At 74.0% G+C, this 14,859-nt stretch carries 15 protein-coding genes; 8 read left to right on the top strand and 7 right to left on the bottom strand.

The window, feature by feature from the left end; translation table 11 throughout:
- Positions 1 to 210 precede the first annotated feature (210 nt).
- Entirely contained in the window at positions 211 to 957 is a 747-nt protein-coding gene (locus tag ACGF0D_RS23335; RefSeq protein ID WP_392919106.1) for a YcnI family protein, read from the bottom strand.
- A 181-nt stretch (positions 958 to 1,138) separates the two neighbouring features.
- Positions 1,139 to 1,954 (bottom strand): hypothetical protein, encoded by an 816-nt coding sequence (locus tag ACGF0D_RS23330; protein WP_392919103.1) that lies wholly within the window; start codon positions 1,952 to 1,954, stop codon positions 1,139 to 1,141.
- A 230-nt stretch (positions 1,955 to 2,184) separates the two neighbouring features.
- Here ACGF0D_RS23330 and ACGF0D_RS23325 point away from each other — a divergent pair, with 230 nt between their 5' ends.
- The 3 genes from ACGF0D_RS23325 (at position 2,185) to ACGF0D_RS23315 (ending at position 4,493) form a co-directional block, all read left to right on the top strand.
- Entirely contained in the window at positions 2,185 to 2,829 is a 645-nt protein-coding gene (locus ACGF0D_RS23325) for an ATP-binding protein (protein WP_392919100.1), read from the top strand.
- 85 nt (positions 2,830 to 2,914) lie between these two features.
- Positions 2,915 to 3,148, top strand: a complete 234-nt coding sequence (locus ACGF0D_RS23320) for a hypothetical protein (protein ID WP_392881690.1) — start codon at positions 2,915 to 2,917, stop codon at positions 3,146 to 3,148.
- A gap of 34 nt (positions 3,149 to 3,182) precedes the next feature.
- Positions 3,183 to 4,493 carry an amidase gene (locus ACGF0D_RS23315; RefSeq protein WP_392919097.1) on the top strand — a complete coding sequence of 437 codons (1,311 nt, stop codon included), beginning with the start codon at positions 3,183 to 3,185 and terminating at the stop codon, positions 4,491 to 4,493.
- Positions 4,494 to 4,540: 47 nt separating this feature from the next.
- Here the strand turns inward: ACGF0D_RS23315 and ACGF0D_RS23310 are convergent, their stop codons facing one another.
- Positions 4,541 to 4,702, bottom strand: a complete 162-nt coding sequence (locus ACGF0D_RS23310; RefSeq protein WP_392881695.1) for a hypothetical protein — start codon at positions 4,700 to 4,702, stop codon at positions 4,541 to 4,543.
- A 203-nt stretch (positions 4,703 to 4,905) separates the two neighbouring features.
- Between ACGF0D_RS23310 and ACGF0D_RS23305 the strand changes: the two genes are divergently transcribed.
- A complete protein-coding gene (locus ACGF0D_RS23305; RefSeq protein WP_392881698.1) occupies positions 4,906 to 5,727 on the top strand; it encodes an integrase in 822 nt (273 codons plus the stop codon).
- Positions 5,728 to 5,964: 237 nt separating this feature from the next.
- Here the strand turns inward: ACGF0D_RS23305 and ACGF0D_RS23300 are convergent, their stop codons facing one another.
- Positions 5,965 to 6,924 (bottom strand): pirin family protein, encoded by a 960-nt coding sequence (locus ACGF0D_RS23300; protein WP_392919094.1) that lies wholly within the window; start codon positions 6,922 to 6,924, stop codon positions 5,965 to 5,967.
- A gap of 124 nt (positions 6,925 to 7,048) precedes the next feature.
- A complete protein-coding gene (locus ACGF0D_RS23295; protein ID WP_392881702.1) occupies positions 7,049 to 7,552 on the bottom strand; it encodes an SseB family protein in 504 nt (167 codons plus the stop codon).
- A gap of 215 nt (positions 7,553 to 7,767) precedes the next feature.
- Between ACGF0D_RS23295 and ACGF0D_RS23290 the strand changes: the two genes are divergently transcribed.
- Both ACGF0D_RS23290 and ACGF0D_RS23285 read left to right on the top strand, forming a co-directional pair.
- Positions 7,768 to 9,597 carry an acyl-CoA dehydrogenase gene (locus ACGF0D_RS23290; protein ID WP_392919091.1) on the top strand — a complete coding sequence of 610 codons (1,830 nt, stop codon included), beginning with the start codon at positions 7,768 to 7,770 and terminating at the stop codon, positions 9,595 to 9,597.
- Positions 9,598 to 9,911: 314 nt separating this feature from the next.
- On the top strand, positions 9,912 to 11,219 hold the full coding sequence (locus ACGF0D_RS23285; protein ID WP_392881707.1) for a M18 family aminopeptidase: 1,308 nt from the start codon (positions 9,912 to 9,914) through the stop codon (positions 11,217 to 11,219).
- A 77-nt stretch (positions 11,220 to 11,296) separates the two neighbouring features.
- Here the strand turns inward: ACGF0D_RS23285 and ACGF0D_RS23280 are convergent, their stop codons facing one another.
- Together ACGF0D_RS23280 and ACGF0D_RS23275 are read right to left on the bottom strand one after the other, a co-directional pair.
- Positions 11,297 to 13,126 (bottom strand): NHL domain-containing thioredoxin family protein, encoded by a 1,830-nt coding sequence (locus ACGF0D_RS23280; RefSeq protein ID WP_392919088.1) that lies wholly within the window; start codon positions 13,124 to 13,126, stop codon positions 11,297 to 11,299.
- Between the two features lie 7 nt (positions 13,127 to 13,133).
- A complete protein-coding gene (locus ACGF0D_RS23275; protein ID WP_392919085.1) occupies positions 13,134 to 13,667 on the bottom strand; it encodes a GNAT family N-acetyltransferase in 534 nt (177 codons plus the stop codon).
- A gap of 139 nt (positions 13,668 to 13,806) precedes the next feature.
- Here ACGF0D_RS23275 and ACGF0D_RS23270 point away from each other — a divergent pair, with 139 nt between their 5' ends.
- Together ACGF0D_RS23270 and ACGF0D_RS23265 are read left to right on the top strand one after the other, a co-directional pair.
- Positions 13,807 to 14,295 carry an LURP-one-related/scramblase family protein gene (locus ACGF0D_RS23270; RefSeq protein WP_392881727.1) on the top strand — a complete coding sequence of 163 codons (489 nt, stop codon included), beginning with the start codon at positions 13,807 to 13,809 and terminating at the stop codon, positions 14,293 to 14,295.
- Positions 14,296 to 14,434: 139 nt separating this feature from the next.
- A complete protein-coding gene (locus tag ACGF0D_RS23265) occupies positions 14,435 to 14,857 on the top strand; it encodes a DUF350 domain-containing protein (RefSeq protein ID WP_392881730.1) in 423 nt (140 codons plus the stop codon).
- Positions 14,858 to 14,859: the final 2 nt, after the last annotated feature.

The following is a 14,859-nucleotide window of genomic DNA, read 5'->3' as shown; positions in this document are numbered from 1 at the left end:
GGGGGCCCCCCCCGGGGGGGGGGGGGGCCCCCCGGCGCGGGGGGGGGGGGGGGGGGGGGCCCCCCCGGGGGGGGCGGGCCCCCCCCCCCCCCCCCCGCCCGCCCGACCCCCCCCCCCCCCCGCCCCCCCGCGGCCCCGCGGGGGGGGGGGGGGGGCCGGCGGGCGCCCGCGGCGGGGGCCGGCCCCCCCCCCCCCCCCCGGCGCGGTGGGTCAGGAGGCGGAGCCGCCGCTCTTGCGGCGCAGGCCGAGCACGCCGACGGCGGTGCCGATCACGCCGACCACGATGCCGACCACGCCCAGGGTGCGGGCGGTGGAGTCGCTGGACTTGGCGTCGGCGGAGGCGGCCTGGTCGGAGCTGTCCCCGTGGGCGCCCGCGGCGGGGGTGGCGGTGACGCCGTGGCCGTCGCCCCCGGCGGCCTTGGTGAGCTTCAGGACGGGCGCGGGCTTGGCCGGCTCGGGCTGGCCCTCCTTGGACTCGTCGATCCAACGGGCGACGTCGCCGTTGTCGTAGGTCTGGAGGGTCTTGAACTCCATGCTCTCGGTGTCGGTCGGCAGCGGGCCGAGCGAGACCCGGAACTCCTGGAACTGGCCGGGGGCGATCTTGGTGCCGGCGTCGGCGGTCCAGGTGATCTTGGAGACGGCCTCGGTGACGTCGTTGCCGTGCACCTTGATCGGCTTGTCGAGCTTGGCCTTCTCGACGGTGGCGGTCCAGCCCGGCAGCGGCAGGGTCCGGACCGAGGCCAGCGGGTGGTCCAGCGGGAGGTTGACCTCCAGCTTCACGGTGCTCGCGGTGTCGCTCTCGTTCGGCACCCGGAAGTCGACGGCCGTGTAGCCGCCCTGGGTGGCCGAGCCCGGGTTCACGGTGACGTGCGCGAAGGCGGGGCCGGCCAGCGCCACCACGGAGGCGGCGGCGGTGAGGGCGACGGCGGCGAGACGGCGGGTGGGAAGGGAACGCATGATGCGGGTCTCCGATCGGAGCTCGGCGGCGGCCGGAACCGGGCGACGGACGTGAGCCGTGCCGCGGGGCCGCGCGTGGGGAGGTGGGGGCAGAGCCTCGGGCCGCCCCGGTGGTCGGGGGAACGGCCGGACGGTGCGCACGCCGCGAACCCGGCCCGCACGGGGCGCCAGGAACGTCGGGTCAGTACGCGAGGGCCCCGCACGGCGGGCCGCGCCGCACCACGCTGTGCCGCAGCACGGCACCCGCCGGGAGCGGGCTCTCCCCGTCCCGGGCACCGAACCGGCGGGCCGGGCCGGCCTCGCCGAACAGACCGCGCAGCAGCGCGGCCACCAGCGCGAACGCCGTGCGCAGCGGCGCCGCCCAGTGCTCCCGGGCAGCCGCGGCGGCCACCCGCAGCAGCCGCCACAGCGCCGCCTCGCCGCGCCGCAGCCACCAGCCTGCGACCAGCGCGGCGCCCAGGTGCCCGACCAGCATCGACGGCGTCATGCCGAACAGCCCGGCCTGCCACCAGGGCGCGGTGGCGAACGCGTGCGGGTCCAGGCCCGCGGAGGAGACCAGCTGCTCCGGGGAGGGGCTGCCGGGCAGGCCGACCAGCGTGCCGGGCCTCGCCTCGTTGCAGATCAGCCGGCCGGCCACCTGCGGCACGGTCAGCGGACCGGCACCGCCGTGGTGCATGCCGGACATGGCGCCGTCGAAGCCGTGGAAGAGGAAGTGCAGCCCGAGCTGCCCGGCGCCGAGCGCCCCGGCGATGGCCGCCAGCGAACGCTCCCGCCCGCCGCAGACCGCCGCGAACGCCAGCACCGCGGCGAAGCCCAGCGCCAGCGCCGTCGGCGGCACGTTCCCGCCGCCCGCCAGGGAGTGCCCGGCGGCCGCGATCAGGGTGCACACCAGCGCGAACGGGACCGCCCGGGCAAGCCGCAGGTCCCAGGCGGCGGACCCCACCGGCTGAGCCGGTCCGGGGGCGCCCGGGAGCGGGGCGGCGGCGAGGGCAGTCATGGCCGGGCCATCCTCTCATTGCGTACGCCGCTGACAGGGGCAGGGTGGGAAATCCCTACGAATGCCCCTTTCGGCCGCGGCGTGCGCAGGGGCGTACGCGTCGCCCGGCACAGACCACGTCCCCCGGTCCATCCGCCGAACGGGCGGTAGCGGGCCCCGGGCACGGTTCACCCGCGAAACGCCCGGAGATACCTAGTTGTATGTGGAGCCGCAGCCAGGAGGGACCTCCCGTGGACATCTGGTGGACTCTGCACCTCAAGCGCGACCCGGCCAGCGTTCCGCTGGCCCGGCGCATCCTGCTCGGTGCGATGGCGACCGCGGGCGTCGACCCGCAGATCGCGGACGACCTCGGCGTCGCCCTCACCGAGGCCTGCGCCAACGCCGTCGAGCACGGCGCCACCGGGCGGCCCGACGACGGTTTCCAGGTCACCGCCTCGATCTGCGGCGACCGGCTGCGGATCGAGGTCACCGACTCCGGGCCCGGCCTGCCCACCCCCGCGGTGCCCGCCGCGCCCGCCCGCCGCCCGGCGGCCCCGGCCGAGGCCCGCCCGGCGGGGGCCGGCCGGGCGGCCCGGCGCACCCGCCGCGGCCGCGCCACCGTCCCGGTCCGCGTCCTCGCCGCCCACCGCCCCCGCCGCGACGGCCACCCGTACGACACCCACGTCCTGCCGTTCCGCCCCAGCGCCCCCACGCTGCGCCCGGTCGACCTGGACACGCTCCCCGACCTCACCGCCGAATCCGGCCGGGGCCTCTTCCTCATCCACGCCCTCACCGACCACGTCCAGCTCCGCAACCACCCCCTGCGCGGCGCGATCGTCAGCTTCGACAAGATCCTCAAGTGGCAGGACGGCGCCCTGCTGCGCGCGGCGTCCTGAGGACGGGCGGGCGTCGGCGCGGAGCCCGGAGCGTGGCCCCCGGCCTGCGGTTGCCGGGGGTGGGGGCGGGCCGGACGATGGGGGCATGAGGCACCAGATGCGGGCTGAGTACGGCGAGGGCGGTGCGGCCGCGGGGGTGCGGCTGTGGCACGTGGTCCGGGGCGAGGAGAGCGTCGCGATGTGCGGGCGCGAACTCGATCCGGGCGCGCGGGTGCGGGAGGCGGTGGACTGGGGGAAGACCACGGAGCTGTGCTGCCACACCTGCGGGGCGTACTTCCTGCGCGAGGCACCGTACTTGGCGGCCGAACACCACGAGTGAGGCCGGTCGCGTGAGGCCGTCTACTGTGACCGGCATGGAGGAACCCCTCGTCCGGCCGCGGCCGTTGACCGACGAGGCCGCCGGACTGCGCGCCGGTGTGCCCGAACTTCCCGAGTACGTCGACCGGTTGTGCGCGCTGGTCGAGCGGGTGGACCCGATGATCCACGCGTTCGTGCCGGAGCCCGGGCGGTACGGGCGGCTGCGGTCGCAGGCGCGGGAGCTGGCCGAGCGGTACCCGGAGCCGGGCGGGCGGCCACCGCTGTACGGGGTGGCGGTCGGGGTCAAGGACATCGTGCACGTGGACGGGCTGCCCACGCACGGCGGTTCGGCGCTGCCGCCCGGGGTGCTGGCCGGGCCGCAGGCCGCGGTGGTGGACCGGCTGCGGGCAGCGGGGGCGCTGGTCGCGGGCAAGACGGTGACCGCCGAGTTCGCCGCGAGCGCCCCGGGCCCGACCCGCAACCCGCACCATCCGGGGCACACCCCGGGCGGCTCCAGCAGCGGCTCGGCGGCGGCGGTCGCGGCCGGGCTGGTGCCGCTGGCGATCGGCACCCAGACCGTCGGCTCGGTGATCCGCCCGGCCGCGTACTGCGGGGTGGTGGGCTTCCGGCCGACGTACGGGCGGATCCCGGTCACCGGGGTGATCCCGAACGCGCCGAGCCTCGACACCCTCGGGACGTTCACCGCCGACCTGGCGGGCGTGGCCCTGGTGGCCCCGCTGCTCTGCGACGGCTGGCGCGCGGAGCCCGCGGCGCCGTCCGCGCCCGTGCTCGGGGTGCCGGACGGGACGTACCTGGAGCACGCCGAACCGGCCGCGCTGCGCGCCTTCGAGGAGCGGCTGGCGCGGCTGGTGCGGGCCGGGTTCACGGTGCGCCGGGTCGAGCTGTTCCCGGACTTCGCAGGGATCGCCCGGCAGTTGCAGGCGGTCAACCGCTTCGAGCTGGCCCGCAGCCACGCCGACTGGTTCGCCCGCTTCGGGGGGCTCTACCGGCCGGAGACGGTGGCGAGCATCCGGACCGGGCAGGGCGTCGCGGCCGAGGACCGGGCGGCCGGGCTGCGGTTCCGGGAGGAGCTGGGCGAGCGGGTGGCCGCGGCGGGTGCGGCGGCCGGGGTGGACCTGTGGCTGGCGCCCTCGGCCACCGGCGGGGCGCCGGAGGGCCTGCACAGCACCGGGGACGCGGTGATGTCGCTGCCGTGGAGCTTCCTCGGGCGGCCGGCGCTCAGCCTGCCGGCCGGGCGGACCGCGCGGGGGCTGCCGCTGGGGCTCCAGGTGGTCGGTGCGGAGGGCGGGGACGAGCGGCTGCTGGCGCAGGCGGCGCTCCTCGAGAGCGTCCTGGCGGAGCGTTAGGGACGCCGCCGGGGCCGCCAGGGTGAGCCGGAACGGCGCGCTGCCCCTCAGGAGGTCCGGGAAGAGCCGGTGGCCCCGGTGCCCGCGTGTCGGGCGGTGTCGGGGCCGCGCCGCTCGTCGGGGAAGCGCGGCCCGCCGATCAGGTAGAACAGGGCGGCGGTCGGGAAGCCGAGCGAGGCGGCCAGCAACACGATGAACTCCCAGAACATCTTCCGCTCCTCGTCAGTCGCGGGCGGCCCGGACCCCCGAAGGTGATCCCGAACCCGGCCCGCTCCGATTGGCCGAATCGTCCGGTCACTGTCCGACGGTATGGCCGAATCGCCCCGGCTGCCACCGGGCGCCGCGCCCCGGACCGCGCCACACCGGCGCACGGGTCTGGGCGCGGACCGGGGGTGGCGGCCACACTGTCGGGATGCAGCTACAGCTCGCAGGGGAAGCACGGCGGCCCGACCGCGAGAGCGAGGACTTCGCGGCGGCCTCGCCGGAGGCGCTGGTCCTGCTGGACGGCGCGAGTTCGCCGGCCGGCCTGGAGTCCGGGTGCCGGCACGGGACGGCCTGGTACGTGCGCCGGCTGGGCGTGCACCTGCTCGCCCGGCTCACCGACCGGGCGGACCGCTCGATCGCCGAGTGCCTGGCCGACGCCATCGTGGAGACGGCCGCGCTGCACGGCGGCCGCTGCGACCTGGCCCACGCCAACACCCCCGCCGCGATGGTCGTCGCGGCCCGGCGGCACGGCGAGGCGCTGGAGTACCTGGTGCTCGGCGACTCCCTGCTGGTGCTGGAGTTCAAGGACGGTCCGCCGAGGGTGATCGGGGACAACCAGCGCTTCCCCGGCGGGGAGGAGCTGCGCCGCCAGGTCTGGGAGACCGTCCCCGGCTCGGCCGAGCGGGCCGCGCTGCACCTGGAGTACGCGCTGGCCGTGCGCGCCGCCCGCAACCGGGGCAACGGCCCGTGGATCGCCGCCGCCAGCCCGCGGGCGGCCGAGCACGCCGAGACCGGCTTCGTGCGGCTGGACCGGCTGCACGCGCTGGCGGCCCTCACCGACGGCGCCTCGCGCTACACCGAGCGCTTCGGTCTCGGCAGTTGGGGCGACGCACTGCGACTGCTCGCCGAGTCGGGGCCGGGCGAGCTGATCGCCCAGGTCAGGGCGGTGGAGCGGGCGGACGCCGACTGCGCGCGCTGGCCGCGGGGCAAGACGCACGACGACGCCTCGGCCCTCTACGCGCTGCTGTAGCGGGGGACGGCGGGAACGGCGGAGCGGCCGCAGGTGGCCCCCGCGGGCCCGCCCCGGGTCCGGGGCCCGCGGCCCCCCTGTGCCGCCGCGGGGGTGGGGGCCGGCGGGCGCACCGGATTTACGGGTGCGCTCCGGCGGGCAGGCTGGTGGGTGGGGCGGGGGGGGGGGGGGGGGGGCGGGGCCCGCCCCCCCCCCCCCCCCCCCCCCCCCCCCCCCCCCGTTCCGGCTCCGGAGCCCTCAGTGACCGGAAGCGGGGATGGTGCCGAGCCGGCCGGCCTGGAAGTCCTCCATGGCCTGCTGGAGTTCGCGGTGGCTGTTCATCACGAACGGGCCGTAGTGGGCGACGGGCTCGCGGATCGGGAGCCCGCCGAGCAGGACCACCTCGAAGTTGTTGTCGCGGGAGTCCTGCTTCTCGTCGGCGCGGATGGTGATCGAGTCGCCGTCGCCGAAGACGACGGCCTGGCCCCGGTGGAAGGGGCGCCGCTCCGCGCCCGCCGAGCCGCTGCCGGCGAGGCCGTAGGCGAGGGCGTTGAAGTCGGAGCGCCAGGGCAGGGTGATCCGGGCGCCGGGGCTGATCGAGGCGTGGATCATGGTGATCGGGGTGAAGGTGGTGCCGGGGCCCTGGTGGCCGTCGAGCTCGCCCGCGATCACCCGGAGCAGCGCGCCGCCGTCCTCGGTGCTGAGGAGCTTGACGTTGCCGCCGCGGATGTCCTGGTACTTCGGGGCGATCATCTTGTCCGAGGCGGGCAGGTTCACCCACAGCTGGAGGCCGTGGAAGAGGCCGCCGGACATCACCAGCGACTCCGGCGGGCTCTCGATGTGCAGCAGGCCGGAGCCGGCCGTCATCCACTGGGTGTCGCCGTCGGTGATGGTGCCACCGCCGCCGTGCGAGTCCTGGTGGATGAACGTTCCGTCAATGATGTAGGTGACGGTCTCGAAGCCGCGGTGCGGGTGCCAGGGGGTGCCCTTGGGCTCGCCGGCCGCGTAGTCCACCTCGCCCATCTGGTCCATCATGATGAACGGGTCGAGGTACTTCTGGTTGATCTTGGCGAAGGCGCGGCGGACGGGGAAGCCCTCGCCTTCGAAGCCCTCGGGGGCGGTCGCCACGGTGAGGACCGGCCGGGCGCTCGTGACGGCGGCGTCCGGCGTGGTGACGCGCGGGAGGGTCAGCGGGTTGTCGACGGTCACGGCGGGCATGTCGGCCTCCTTCGGGGGGTGTCTGGCCTACGTGCACGAGGTTAGTTCAATTCTCAACAACAAGCAAGTTGAATGTTGAACTATGTGGTGACAAAGGAGCGCGGGGCTCCTCGTCCAGGATGGGTCAGCCGTACATCCGGCGCATCGTGAAGTCGACCATCTGCTCGACGGCCTTGGCGTCGAACACCATCCGGTGCTCGCCCTCCATGTCCAGCGCGAAGCCGTAGCCGGTCGGCAGCAGGTCCAGGACCTCGGCGCCGGTGACGGTGAAGTGCTTGGAGTCCTTGCCGGCGTAGCGGCGCAGCTCCTTCAGCGAGCTGAACATCGGGATCACCGGCGTCGGGGTGTTGTGCAGCGCCAGGAAGCCGGGGCGGTCGCCGCGGGGGCAGTGCACCTTCGAGGTGATGAAGATCGCCTGGAAGTCCTCGACCGCCATCGAGCCGGTGGTGAAGGCCCGCACGGCGTCCGCGAGTGAGGGCGGCGAGGGTTCGGGGTACAGGGACTGCTGGGGGGCCTGCGCCTGCCCGCCGTAGGCGTCCGGTCCGGGCATGCCGTTCATGCCCTGTTGCGGTCCCGCCTGCTGCTGGTAGGGGTCGCCCGGGTATGTGTTCTGGTCATATCCGTACACACGGACAGGCTAGCGGTCGCGCACCCTCCTCCGCTGGCGCCGATCCTGACAAGGAGTGGCCGTCCCGGCTGTGGGACGTGACCACGTTCATAGCGGCGGATTCCCCGGCGGGGGCTTGCCCAAGTTACCGCTGGGTAGCATCATGATGCCTACTGGTGGGTACGGGACGCCGGAAGCGGCGGTCTCCCGGAAGCGACGAACCGGAGATAACGGCCATGGGTCACTACAAGTCCAACCTGCGGGACGTGGAGTTCAACCTCTTCGAGGTGTTCGGCCGCGAGCAGGTGTACGGCACCGGACCGTTCGCGGACATGGACGTCGAGACCGCGAAGAACATCCTCAGCGAGATCTCGCGCCTCGCCGAGAACGACCTGGCGGCGTCCTTCACCGACACCGACCGCAACCCGCCGGTCTTCGACCCGGAGACCAGCACCGCGCCGATCCCGGCCACCTTCAAGAAGAGCTACCAGACCTTCATGGACGCCGAGTGGTGGCGTCTGGGCATCCCGGAGTCGATCGGTGGCCAGGTCACCCCGAACTCGCTGATCTGGGCCTTCGCCGAGCAGATCCTGGGCTCCAACCCGGCCATCTGGATGTACTCCTCCGGCCCGGCCTTCGCCGGCGTCATCGCCGAGGAGGGCACCGAGGAGCAGCTCGCGGTCGCCCAGCGGATGACCGACCGCCTGTGGGGCTCCACCATGGTCCTCACCGAGCCCGACGCGGGCTCCGACGTGGGCGCCGGCCGCACCAAGGCGATCCAGCAGGAGGACGGCTCCTGGCACATCGAGGGCGTGAAGCGCTTCATCACCTCGGGCGAGCACGACATGTCCGAGAACATCGTCCACATGGTGCTGGCCCGCCCCGAGGGCGGCAAGCCCGGCACCAAGGGCCTGGGCCTGTTCATCGTCCCCAAGTTCGACTTCGACTGGGAGACCGGCGAGCTGGGCGAGCGCAACGGCGTCTACGCCACCAACGTCGAGCACAAGATGGGCCTCAAGGCCTCGAACACCTGCGAGATGACCTTCGGTGCCAAGCACCCGGCCAAGGGCTGGCTGCTCGGCGAGAAGGTCGACGGCATCCGCCAGATGTTCAAGATCATCGAGTTCGCCCGGATGATGGTCGGCACGAAGGCCATCGCCACCCTCTCCACCGGCTACCTGAACGCCCTGGAGTACGCCAAGGAGCGCGTGCAGGGCGCCGACATCTCGCAGTTCCTGGACAAGACCGCCCCGCGCGTCACCATCACCCACCACCCGGACGTGCGCCGCTCGCTGCTGACCCAGAAGGCCTACGCCGAGGGCATGCGCGCGCTGGTGCTGTTCACCGCGTCCACCCAGGACGACATGATGGCCGCCAAGCTGCGCGGCGAGCGCGACGAGGCCGCCGAGCGCCTCAACGACCTGCTGCTGCCGATCGTCAAGGGCTACGGCTCGGAGAAGTCCTACGAGCAGCTCGCCCAGTCCCTGCAGACCTTCGGTGGCTCCGGCTACCTGCAGGAGTACCCGATCGAGCAGTACATCCGGGACGCCAAGATCGACACCCTGTACGAGGGCACCACCGCGATCCAGGGCCAGGACTTCTTCTTCCGCAAGATCGTCAAGGACGGCGGCCAGGCGCTCACCGCGCTGTCCGAGCAGATCCAGAAGTTCATCGGCTCCGCCGCCGGCGGCGACGCCCTGGCCGCCGAGCGCGACCTGCTCGCCAAGGCCGCGGGCGACCTCGAGGCCATCATCGGCAAGCTCCTGGCCGACCTCTCCTCGGTCGAGCAGGACGTCAAGAACATGTACAAGGTGGGCCTCAACACCACCCGCCTGCTGATGGTCTCCGGCGACGTCGTGGTCGGCTGGCTGCTGCTGCGCCAGGCCGCGGTGGCCCTGGCCAAGCTGGAGGCCGGCGCCTCGGAGAAGGACGTCCCCTTCTACCAGGGCAAGGTCGCGGCGGCCCGCTTCTTCGCCAAGAACGTCCTGCCGACCGTCGCCCCGCAGCGCCTGATCGCCGAGGGCATCGACAACGAGATCATGGAGCTGGCGGAGGAGGCCTTCTGAGCCTCGGTTCCTGACCGGACCGCCTGACACACCCTCACACCGAAGGGCCCGGCTGCCACCGGGCCCTTCGGTGTGTCGGTGCCGAGGTGCCGTGGTGCTTCGGCGTCGTGGTGCCGACGTGCCGCGGCGTCGAGCCGCTGACGTGCCGTGGTGCCCCGGGGCGGAACCCCCCGGTCCCGCAGGGCGGTTCGCGGACACGTCCGGGGCACATCTCGAACGAGGTGTTCCGAATGCCCTGTCTGTGTACGGGCATATGCTCAGGTGCGAAGTCGACTCCCCATCCGGCTTCGGCCCTCACTCGACCCAGGAGCAGTATGTCGACCGCCGCCCGCCAGGCATTCTTCGACCGGACGCACAGCGACGACCTGATCGCGTTCCTCGGCACCTCGCCGTCTCCGTACCACGCGGTGGCGAGCGCCGCCGAGCGGCTGGAGAAGGCGGGCTTCCGGCAGGTCGCCGAGACGGACGCGTGGGACACCGCGGCCGGCGGGCGCTACCTGATCCGCGGGGGCGCGCTGATCGCCTGGTACCTGCCGGAGGGAGCGGGCCCCGAGACGCCGTTCCGGATCGTCGGCACCCACACCGACTCGCCCAACCTGCGGGTCAAGCCGGTCCCGGACACCGGTTCGGAGGGCTGGCGGCAGGTCGCCGTGGAGATCTACGGCGGCGTCCCGCTGAACACCTGGCTGGACCGCGACCTCGGCCTGTCCGGCCGGCTCGCGCTCAAGGACGGCACCGCCCGACTGGTCCAGCTGGACGAGCCGCTGCTGCGCGTGCCGCAGCTCGCCATCCACCTGGACCGCCAGGTCAACGAGGGCATGAAGCTCGACAAGCAGCGCCACCTCACCCCGATCTGGGGCCTCGGCCCGGTCGACGAGGGCGCGCTGATCTCCTACGTCGCCGAGCGGGCCGGCCTGGCCGCCGCCGACGTGGTCGGCTGGGACCTCATGACCCACGACGTCCAGCCCGCCTCCTACCTGGGCCGCGACCGCGAGCTGCTGGCCGCCCCGCGCCTGGACAACCTGCTCTCGGTGCACGCGGCGACCGCCGCGCTCGCCGCGGTCGCCACCGCCGACGGCGCCGCCCGGCTGCCGTACATCCCGGTGCTGGCCGCCTTCGACCACGAGGAGACCGGCAGCGAGTCCGACACCGGCGCGCAGAGCCCGCTGCTCGGCAACGTGCTGGACCGGACGATCCACGCGCGCGGCGGCACCACCGAGGACCGGGCCCGGGCGCTCGCCGGCACCGTCTGCCTCTCCTCGGACATGGGCCACGCCGTCCACCCGAACTACAGCGAGCGGCACGAGCCGGGCCACCACCCGATGCCGAACGGCGGGCCGATCCTCAAGGTCAACGTCAACAACCGCTACGCGACCGACGGCGTCGGCCGGGCGGTGTTCGCGGCCGCCTGTGAGAAGGCGGGCGTGCCGTGGCAGACCTTCGTCTCCAACAACGCCATGCCCTGCGGCACGACGATCGGCCCGATCACGGCGGCGCGGCTGGGCATCAGGACGGTGGACTGCGGCATCGCGGCGCTCTCCATGCACTCGGCGCGCGAGCTGTGCGGGGCGGAGGACCCGTACCTGCTGGCGAGCGCGCTCAAGGCCTTCCTGGAGGGCTGAGCACGGTTCGCGGAAGGGGCCCGGCGTTCGTTCGCCGGGCCCCTTCCCGCTTGCTCCGCTCCGTGTACTCCGGGGGTCTACTCCATCCCGGCCAGGACCAGCGGGAGGCGGCGGGCGCCGTCGGCGACCAGCTTCACCGGCACGCCCCAGTCCTGCTGGTGCACGTGGCAGGCCGGGTACTCGATCTCCGGGTCGTCGTCGCAGGAGGCGGCCATCGCCGAGACGTGCAGCACGCCCTCGGCGACCTCGGCGGAGAGCACCAGCTCGCGGGAGAGGTCGCTGTCCGCGCCGGCTCCGGAGACCAGCAGCTCGGGCGGGGTCGCGCTGACCAGCAGCCGGGTGGACGGGCCGTAGCGCTCGTCCAGCTTCTGGCCGTTCGGCGCCTCGAAGACCACGTCCAGCCGGAAGGCGCCCGGGGCGACCTCGGTGGCCGCGCGCTGGGTGCGGTGCGCCACCGACTCGACCCGCACCGCCTCCTCCGGCAGCCGCAGCCTGGTCAGCCGGTGCCGGGCCGACTCGACCACCACCACGTCGCCGTCCACCAGCACCGCGCCGGAGGGCTCGCGCAGGTCGGTGGCCAGCGTTTTGACCTCGCCGCTCGCCGGGTCGTAGCGGCGCAGCGCGTGGTTGTAGGTGTCGGCGACGGCCACCGAGCCGTCCGGCAGCACGGTGACGCCCAGCGGGTGCTGGAACAGCGCCTGGTCGGCCGCGCCGTCGCGGTGGCCGAAGTCGAACAGGCCGGTGCCGACGGCGGTGTGGACCGTTCGTGTTTCACGTGAAACCCAGCGCAGCGCGGAGGTCTCGGAGTCCGCCACCCAGAGCCGCTCGCCGTCCGCCGAGACCGCGAGGCCGGACGGCTGGGCGAACCAGGCCTCGGTGACGGGCCCGTCCACCAGGCCCTCGTTGGTGGTGCCGGCCGCGACCGCGACCGTGCCGGCGGCCGGGTCGTACGACCACAGCTGGTGCACGCCGGCCATCGCGATCCACACCCGGCCGTCGAACCAGGCGACGTCCCACGGCGAGGAGAGGTCCACCTCGCGGGCCGGGCCCTCGGTGGCCGAGCCCTGCCACCACTGCCGGCCGGTGCCGGCCAGGGTGGTCACCAGGCCGTCGGCGAGCCGGACGCCGCGCAGGGCGTGGTTGACCGTGTCGGCGACGACCACGTCGTACTCCGAGCCCTCCGGCAGCAGTGCGAGGCCCTGCGGCTCGCTGAACCGCGGGCCGGCACCGTCCGTGCCGTCGCCGTCCACCAGACCGCGCCGCCCGTCGCCGATCCGGCGCACCACCGTCTCGCCGTCCTCGGCCAGCTCGACCAGCGAGTGGTGGCCGGAGTCGGCGACCAGGAAGTGGCTGTTCGGCAGCCGGAGCGCCTTGCCCGGGAACTTGAGGTCCCCGGCGGTCGGCTCCGGCGCCACGTACGGGCCGTCGCCGCGGCGCAGCGTGCCCTTCGCGGCGTGCTCGGCCTCCAGCTCCTCGACCAGCCGGGCGAGCGCGTGGGCGTGGCCCTCGCCGGCGTGCTGGGCGACCACATAGCCCTCCGGGTCGATCACCACCAGCGTCGGCCAGGCCCGTACCGCGTACTGCTTCCAGGTGGCCAGCGCCGGGTCGTCCAGCACGGGGTGGTGCACCTCGTAGCGGGCGACGGCGTCCACGACGGCCGCGTGGTCGGCCTCGTGCACGAACTTCGGCGAGTGCACCCCGACGATCACCACGGTGTCGCGGTGCTTCTCCTCCAGCTCCCGCAGCTCGTCCAGGACGTGCAGACAGTTGATGCAGCAGAAGGTCCAGAAGTCCAGAATGGTGATCTTGCCGCGGAAGTCGGCGAGGGTGAGCTCCTTGCCGCCGGTGTTCAGCCAACCGCCTGCCCCGACGAGTTCGGGGGCGCGTACACGTGCACGAGATGCCATGCGTCAATCAAACCGCACGGCGGGGGCCCGCATTCCGGGTGAGGTCGGCCTGCCAGCGGGTCTCGCCGTCCTGGGTGCGGGCGGTGGGGTGCAGGCCGAGGGCGCGGGCGACCCCGGCGGAGGCGTGGTGGTCGGGGTGGATGTGGGCGACGGCGGTGGGGACGCCGGCGGCGGCGAGGTGGGCGAGCAGGGCGCGGGCGGCCTCGGTGGCCAGGCCGCGGCGCTGCCAGGGGGCGCCGACCACCCAGGCGAGTTCGGCCTCGTCGGGGCGGACGGTGGTCTGCACGTAGCCGGTGAGGGCGCCGTCGGCGCGCAGCCGCAGTACCCAGTTGCCCCAGGCCTCGGCCGGGTCGGGGGAGCCCGCGGCGAGCCGCGCGCAGCGGGCGCGCTGCTCCTCGACGGTGGCCGGGCGGCCGCCGGTGTGGGTGTGCAGGGCCGGGTCGGCGAGCGCGGCCGCCAGCTCCTCGGCGTGCGCGGGGGCGATCGGCAGCAGGTCGAGGCGCTCGCTGCGCAGTTCGGCGGTGGTGAGGTCGGGGTGCATGGCGGTATTGAAGGGGATCGGGGGCCGCCGCGCGACGCGGTTTCCGGCCGGTGTCCCCGTGGCGGTGCTTTTCCGCGGCCGGGGGCCCGGGGTCGAATGGGACGACGTCAACGGACGTCGACACGGAGGAGGTCGTACGGTGCGGTATCTGGTCAGGGAGAAGCTGTTCGCGGTCGGCGAGGACTACTGGATCGAGGACGACCGGGGCCACAAGGCGTACCTGGTGGACGGCAAGGTGCTGCGGCTGCGGGACACCTTCGAACTGAAGGACGCGCACGGGCGGGTGGTCGCGGTGGTGAAGGAGAAGATGCTCACCGTCCGCGACGCGATGAAGATCGAGGACGCCGACGGCGAGGTGGTCGCCACCGTCCGGGAGAAGCTGTTCACCCCGTTCCGGGACAAGTACCTGGTGGAGCTGGCCTCCGGCGGCGAGCTGAAGATCCACGGCAACCTGATCGACAAGGACTACCGGATCGAGAACCAGCACGGCGACGAGCTGGCCAGGATCAGCCGCAAGTGGTTCCGGATCCGGGACACCTACGGGGTGGAGATCGCCGACGGCGCCGACACCGGTCTGCTGCTGGCCGTCGCGGCCTGCGTCGACCACCTGGTGCGGGAGGAGGACTGACCCGTCCCCGGTTTCCGGATCCCGGTCCGCCCCTCACCCGGGTGGGGTATCTTTTGCCAACCCTTGACCGTGCCGGTCGGGGGCCCTGACCGGCACGGTCGAGGGGCACGGCGTGAGCGGACCGGGGGCTGGAACCACGATGAACGACATCCTGCACGGGCTCGGCGCGGCGGCCGCCTACGGCGCCCTCGGCGTGGTGCTGCTGCTCCTCGGCATCGGCCTGGTCGACCTGCTGACGCCCGGCAGGCTCGGCCACCAGATCTGGGTCGAGCGCAACCGCAACGCCGCCGTCCTGCTCAGCTCCGCGCTGCTCGGCATCGGCGGCATCGTCTTCACCGCGATCATGTACACCTACGCCGACTTCGCCAAGGGCCTGGTCTCGACGGCCTGTTACGGCCTGCTCGGGCTGGTGCTGATGGCCGTCGCGTTCTGGCTGGTGGACCTGCTGACGCCGGGCAAGCTCGGCGCGATCCTGGTCGAGCCGGAGCCGCACCCGGCGGTGTGGGTCTCCGCCGCCTGCAACATCGCGGTGGCGGCGGTGGTGTCGGCCGCGATCGCCTGACG

Source organism: Kitasatospora sp. NPDC048298, from assembly GCF_043201465.1.
GTDB lineage: Bacteria > Actinomycetota > Actinomycetes > Streptomycetales > Streptomycetaceae > Kitasatospora.
This window is presented reverse-complemented; position numbering and strand designations above follow the sequence as displayed.

What these genes read in the sequence shown, in the direction of transcription:
- ACGF0D_RS23300 (WP_392919094.1), bottom strand. Translation starts at nt 6,924, where the DNA reads ATGCCCGCCGTGACCGTCGACAACCCGCTGACCCTCCCGCGCGTCACC.
- ACGF0D_RS23290 (WP_392919091.1), top strand. Translation starts at nt 7,768, where the DNA reads ATGGGTCACTACAAGTCCAACCTGCGGGACGTGGAGTTCAACCTCTTC.
- ACGF0D_RS23280 (WP_392919088.1), bottom strand. Translation starts at nt 13,126, where the DNA reads ATGGCATCTCGTGCACGTGTACGCGCCCCCGAACTCGTCGGGGCAGGC.
- ACGF0D_RS23285 (WP_392881707.1), top strand. Translation starts at nt 9,912, where the DNA reads ATGTCGACCGCCGCCCGCCAGGCATTCTTCGACCGGACGCACAGCGAC.
- ACGF0D_RS23320 (WP_392881690.1), top strand. Translation starts at nt 2,915, where the DNA reads ATGAGGCACCAGATGCGGGCTGAGTACGGCGAGGGCGGTGCGGCCGCG.
- ACGF0D_RS23315 (WP_392919097.1), top strand. Translation starts at nt 3,183, where the DNA reads ATGGAGGAACCCCTCGTCCGGCCGCGGCCGTTGACCGACGAGGCCGCC.
- ACGF0D_RS23335 (WP_392919106.1), bottom strand. Translation starts at nt 957, where the DNA reads ATGCGTTCCCTTCCCACCCGCCGTCTCGCCGCCGTCGCCCTCACCGCC.
- ACGF0D_RS23330 (WP_392919103.1), bottom strand. Translation starts at nt 1,954, where the DNA reads ATGACTGCCCTCGCCGCCGCCCCGCTCCCGGGCGCCCCCGGACCGGCT.
- ACGF0D_RS23275 (WP_392919085.1), bottom strand. Translation starts at nt 13,667, where the DNA reads ATGCACCCCGACCTCACCACCGCCGAACTGCGCAGCGAGCGCCTCGAC.
- ACGF0D_RS23305 (WP_392881698.1), top strand. Translation starts at nt 4,906, where the DNA reads ATGCAGCTACAGCTCGCAGGGGAAGCACGGCGGCCCGACCGCGAGAGC.
- ACGF0D_RS23310 (WP_392881695.1), bottom strand. Translation starts at nt 4,702, where the DNA reads ATGTTCTGGGAGTTCATCGTGTTGCTGGCCGCCTCGCTCGGCTTCCCG.
- ACGF0D_RS23265 (WP_392881730.1), top strand. Translation starts at nt 14,435, where the DNA reads ATGAACGACATCCTGCACGGGCTCGGCGCGGCGGCCGCCTACGGCGCC.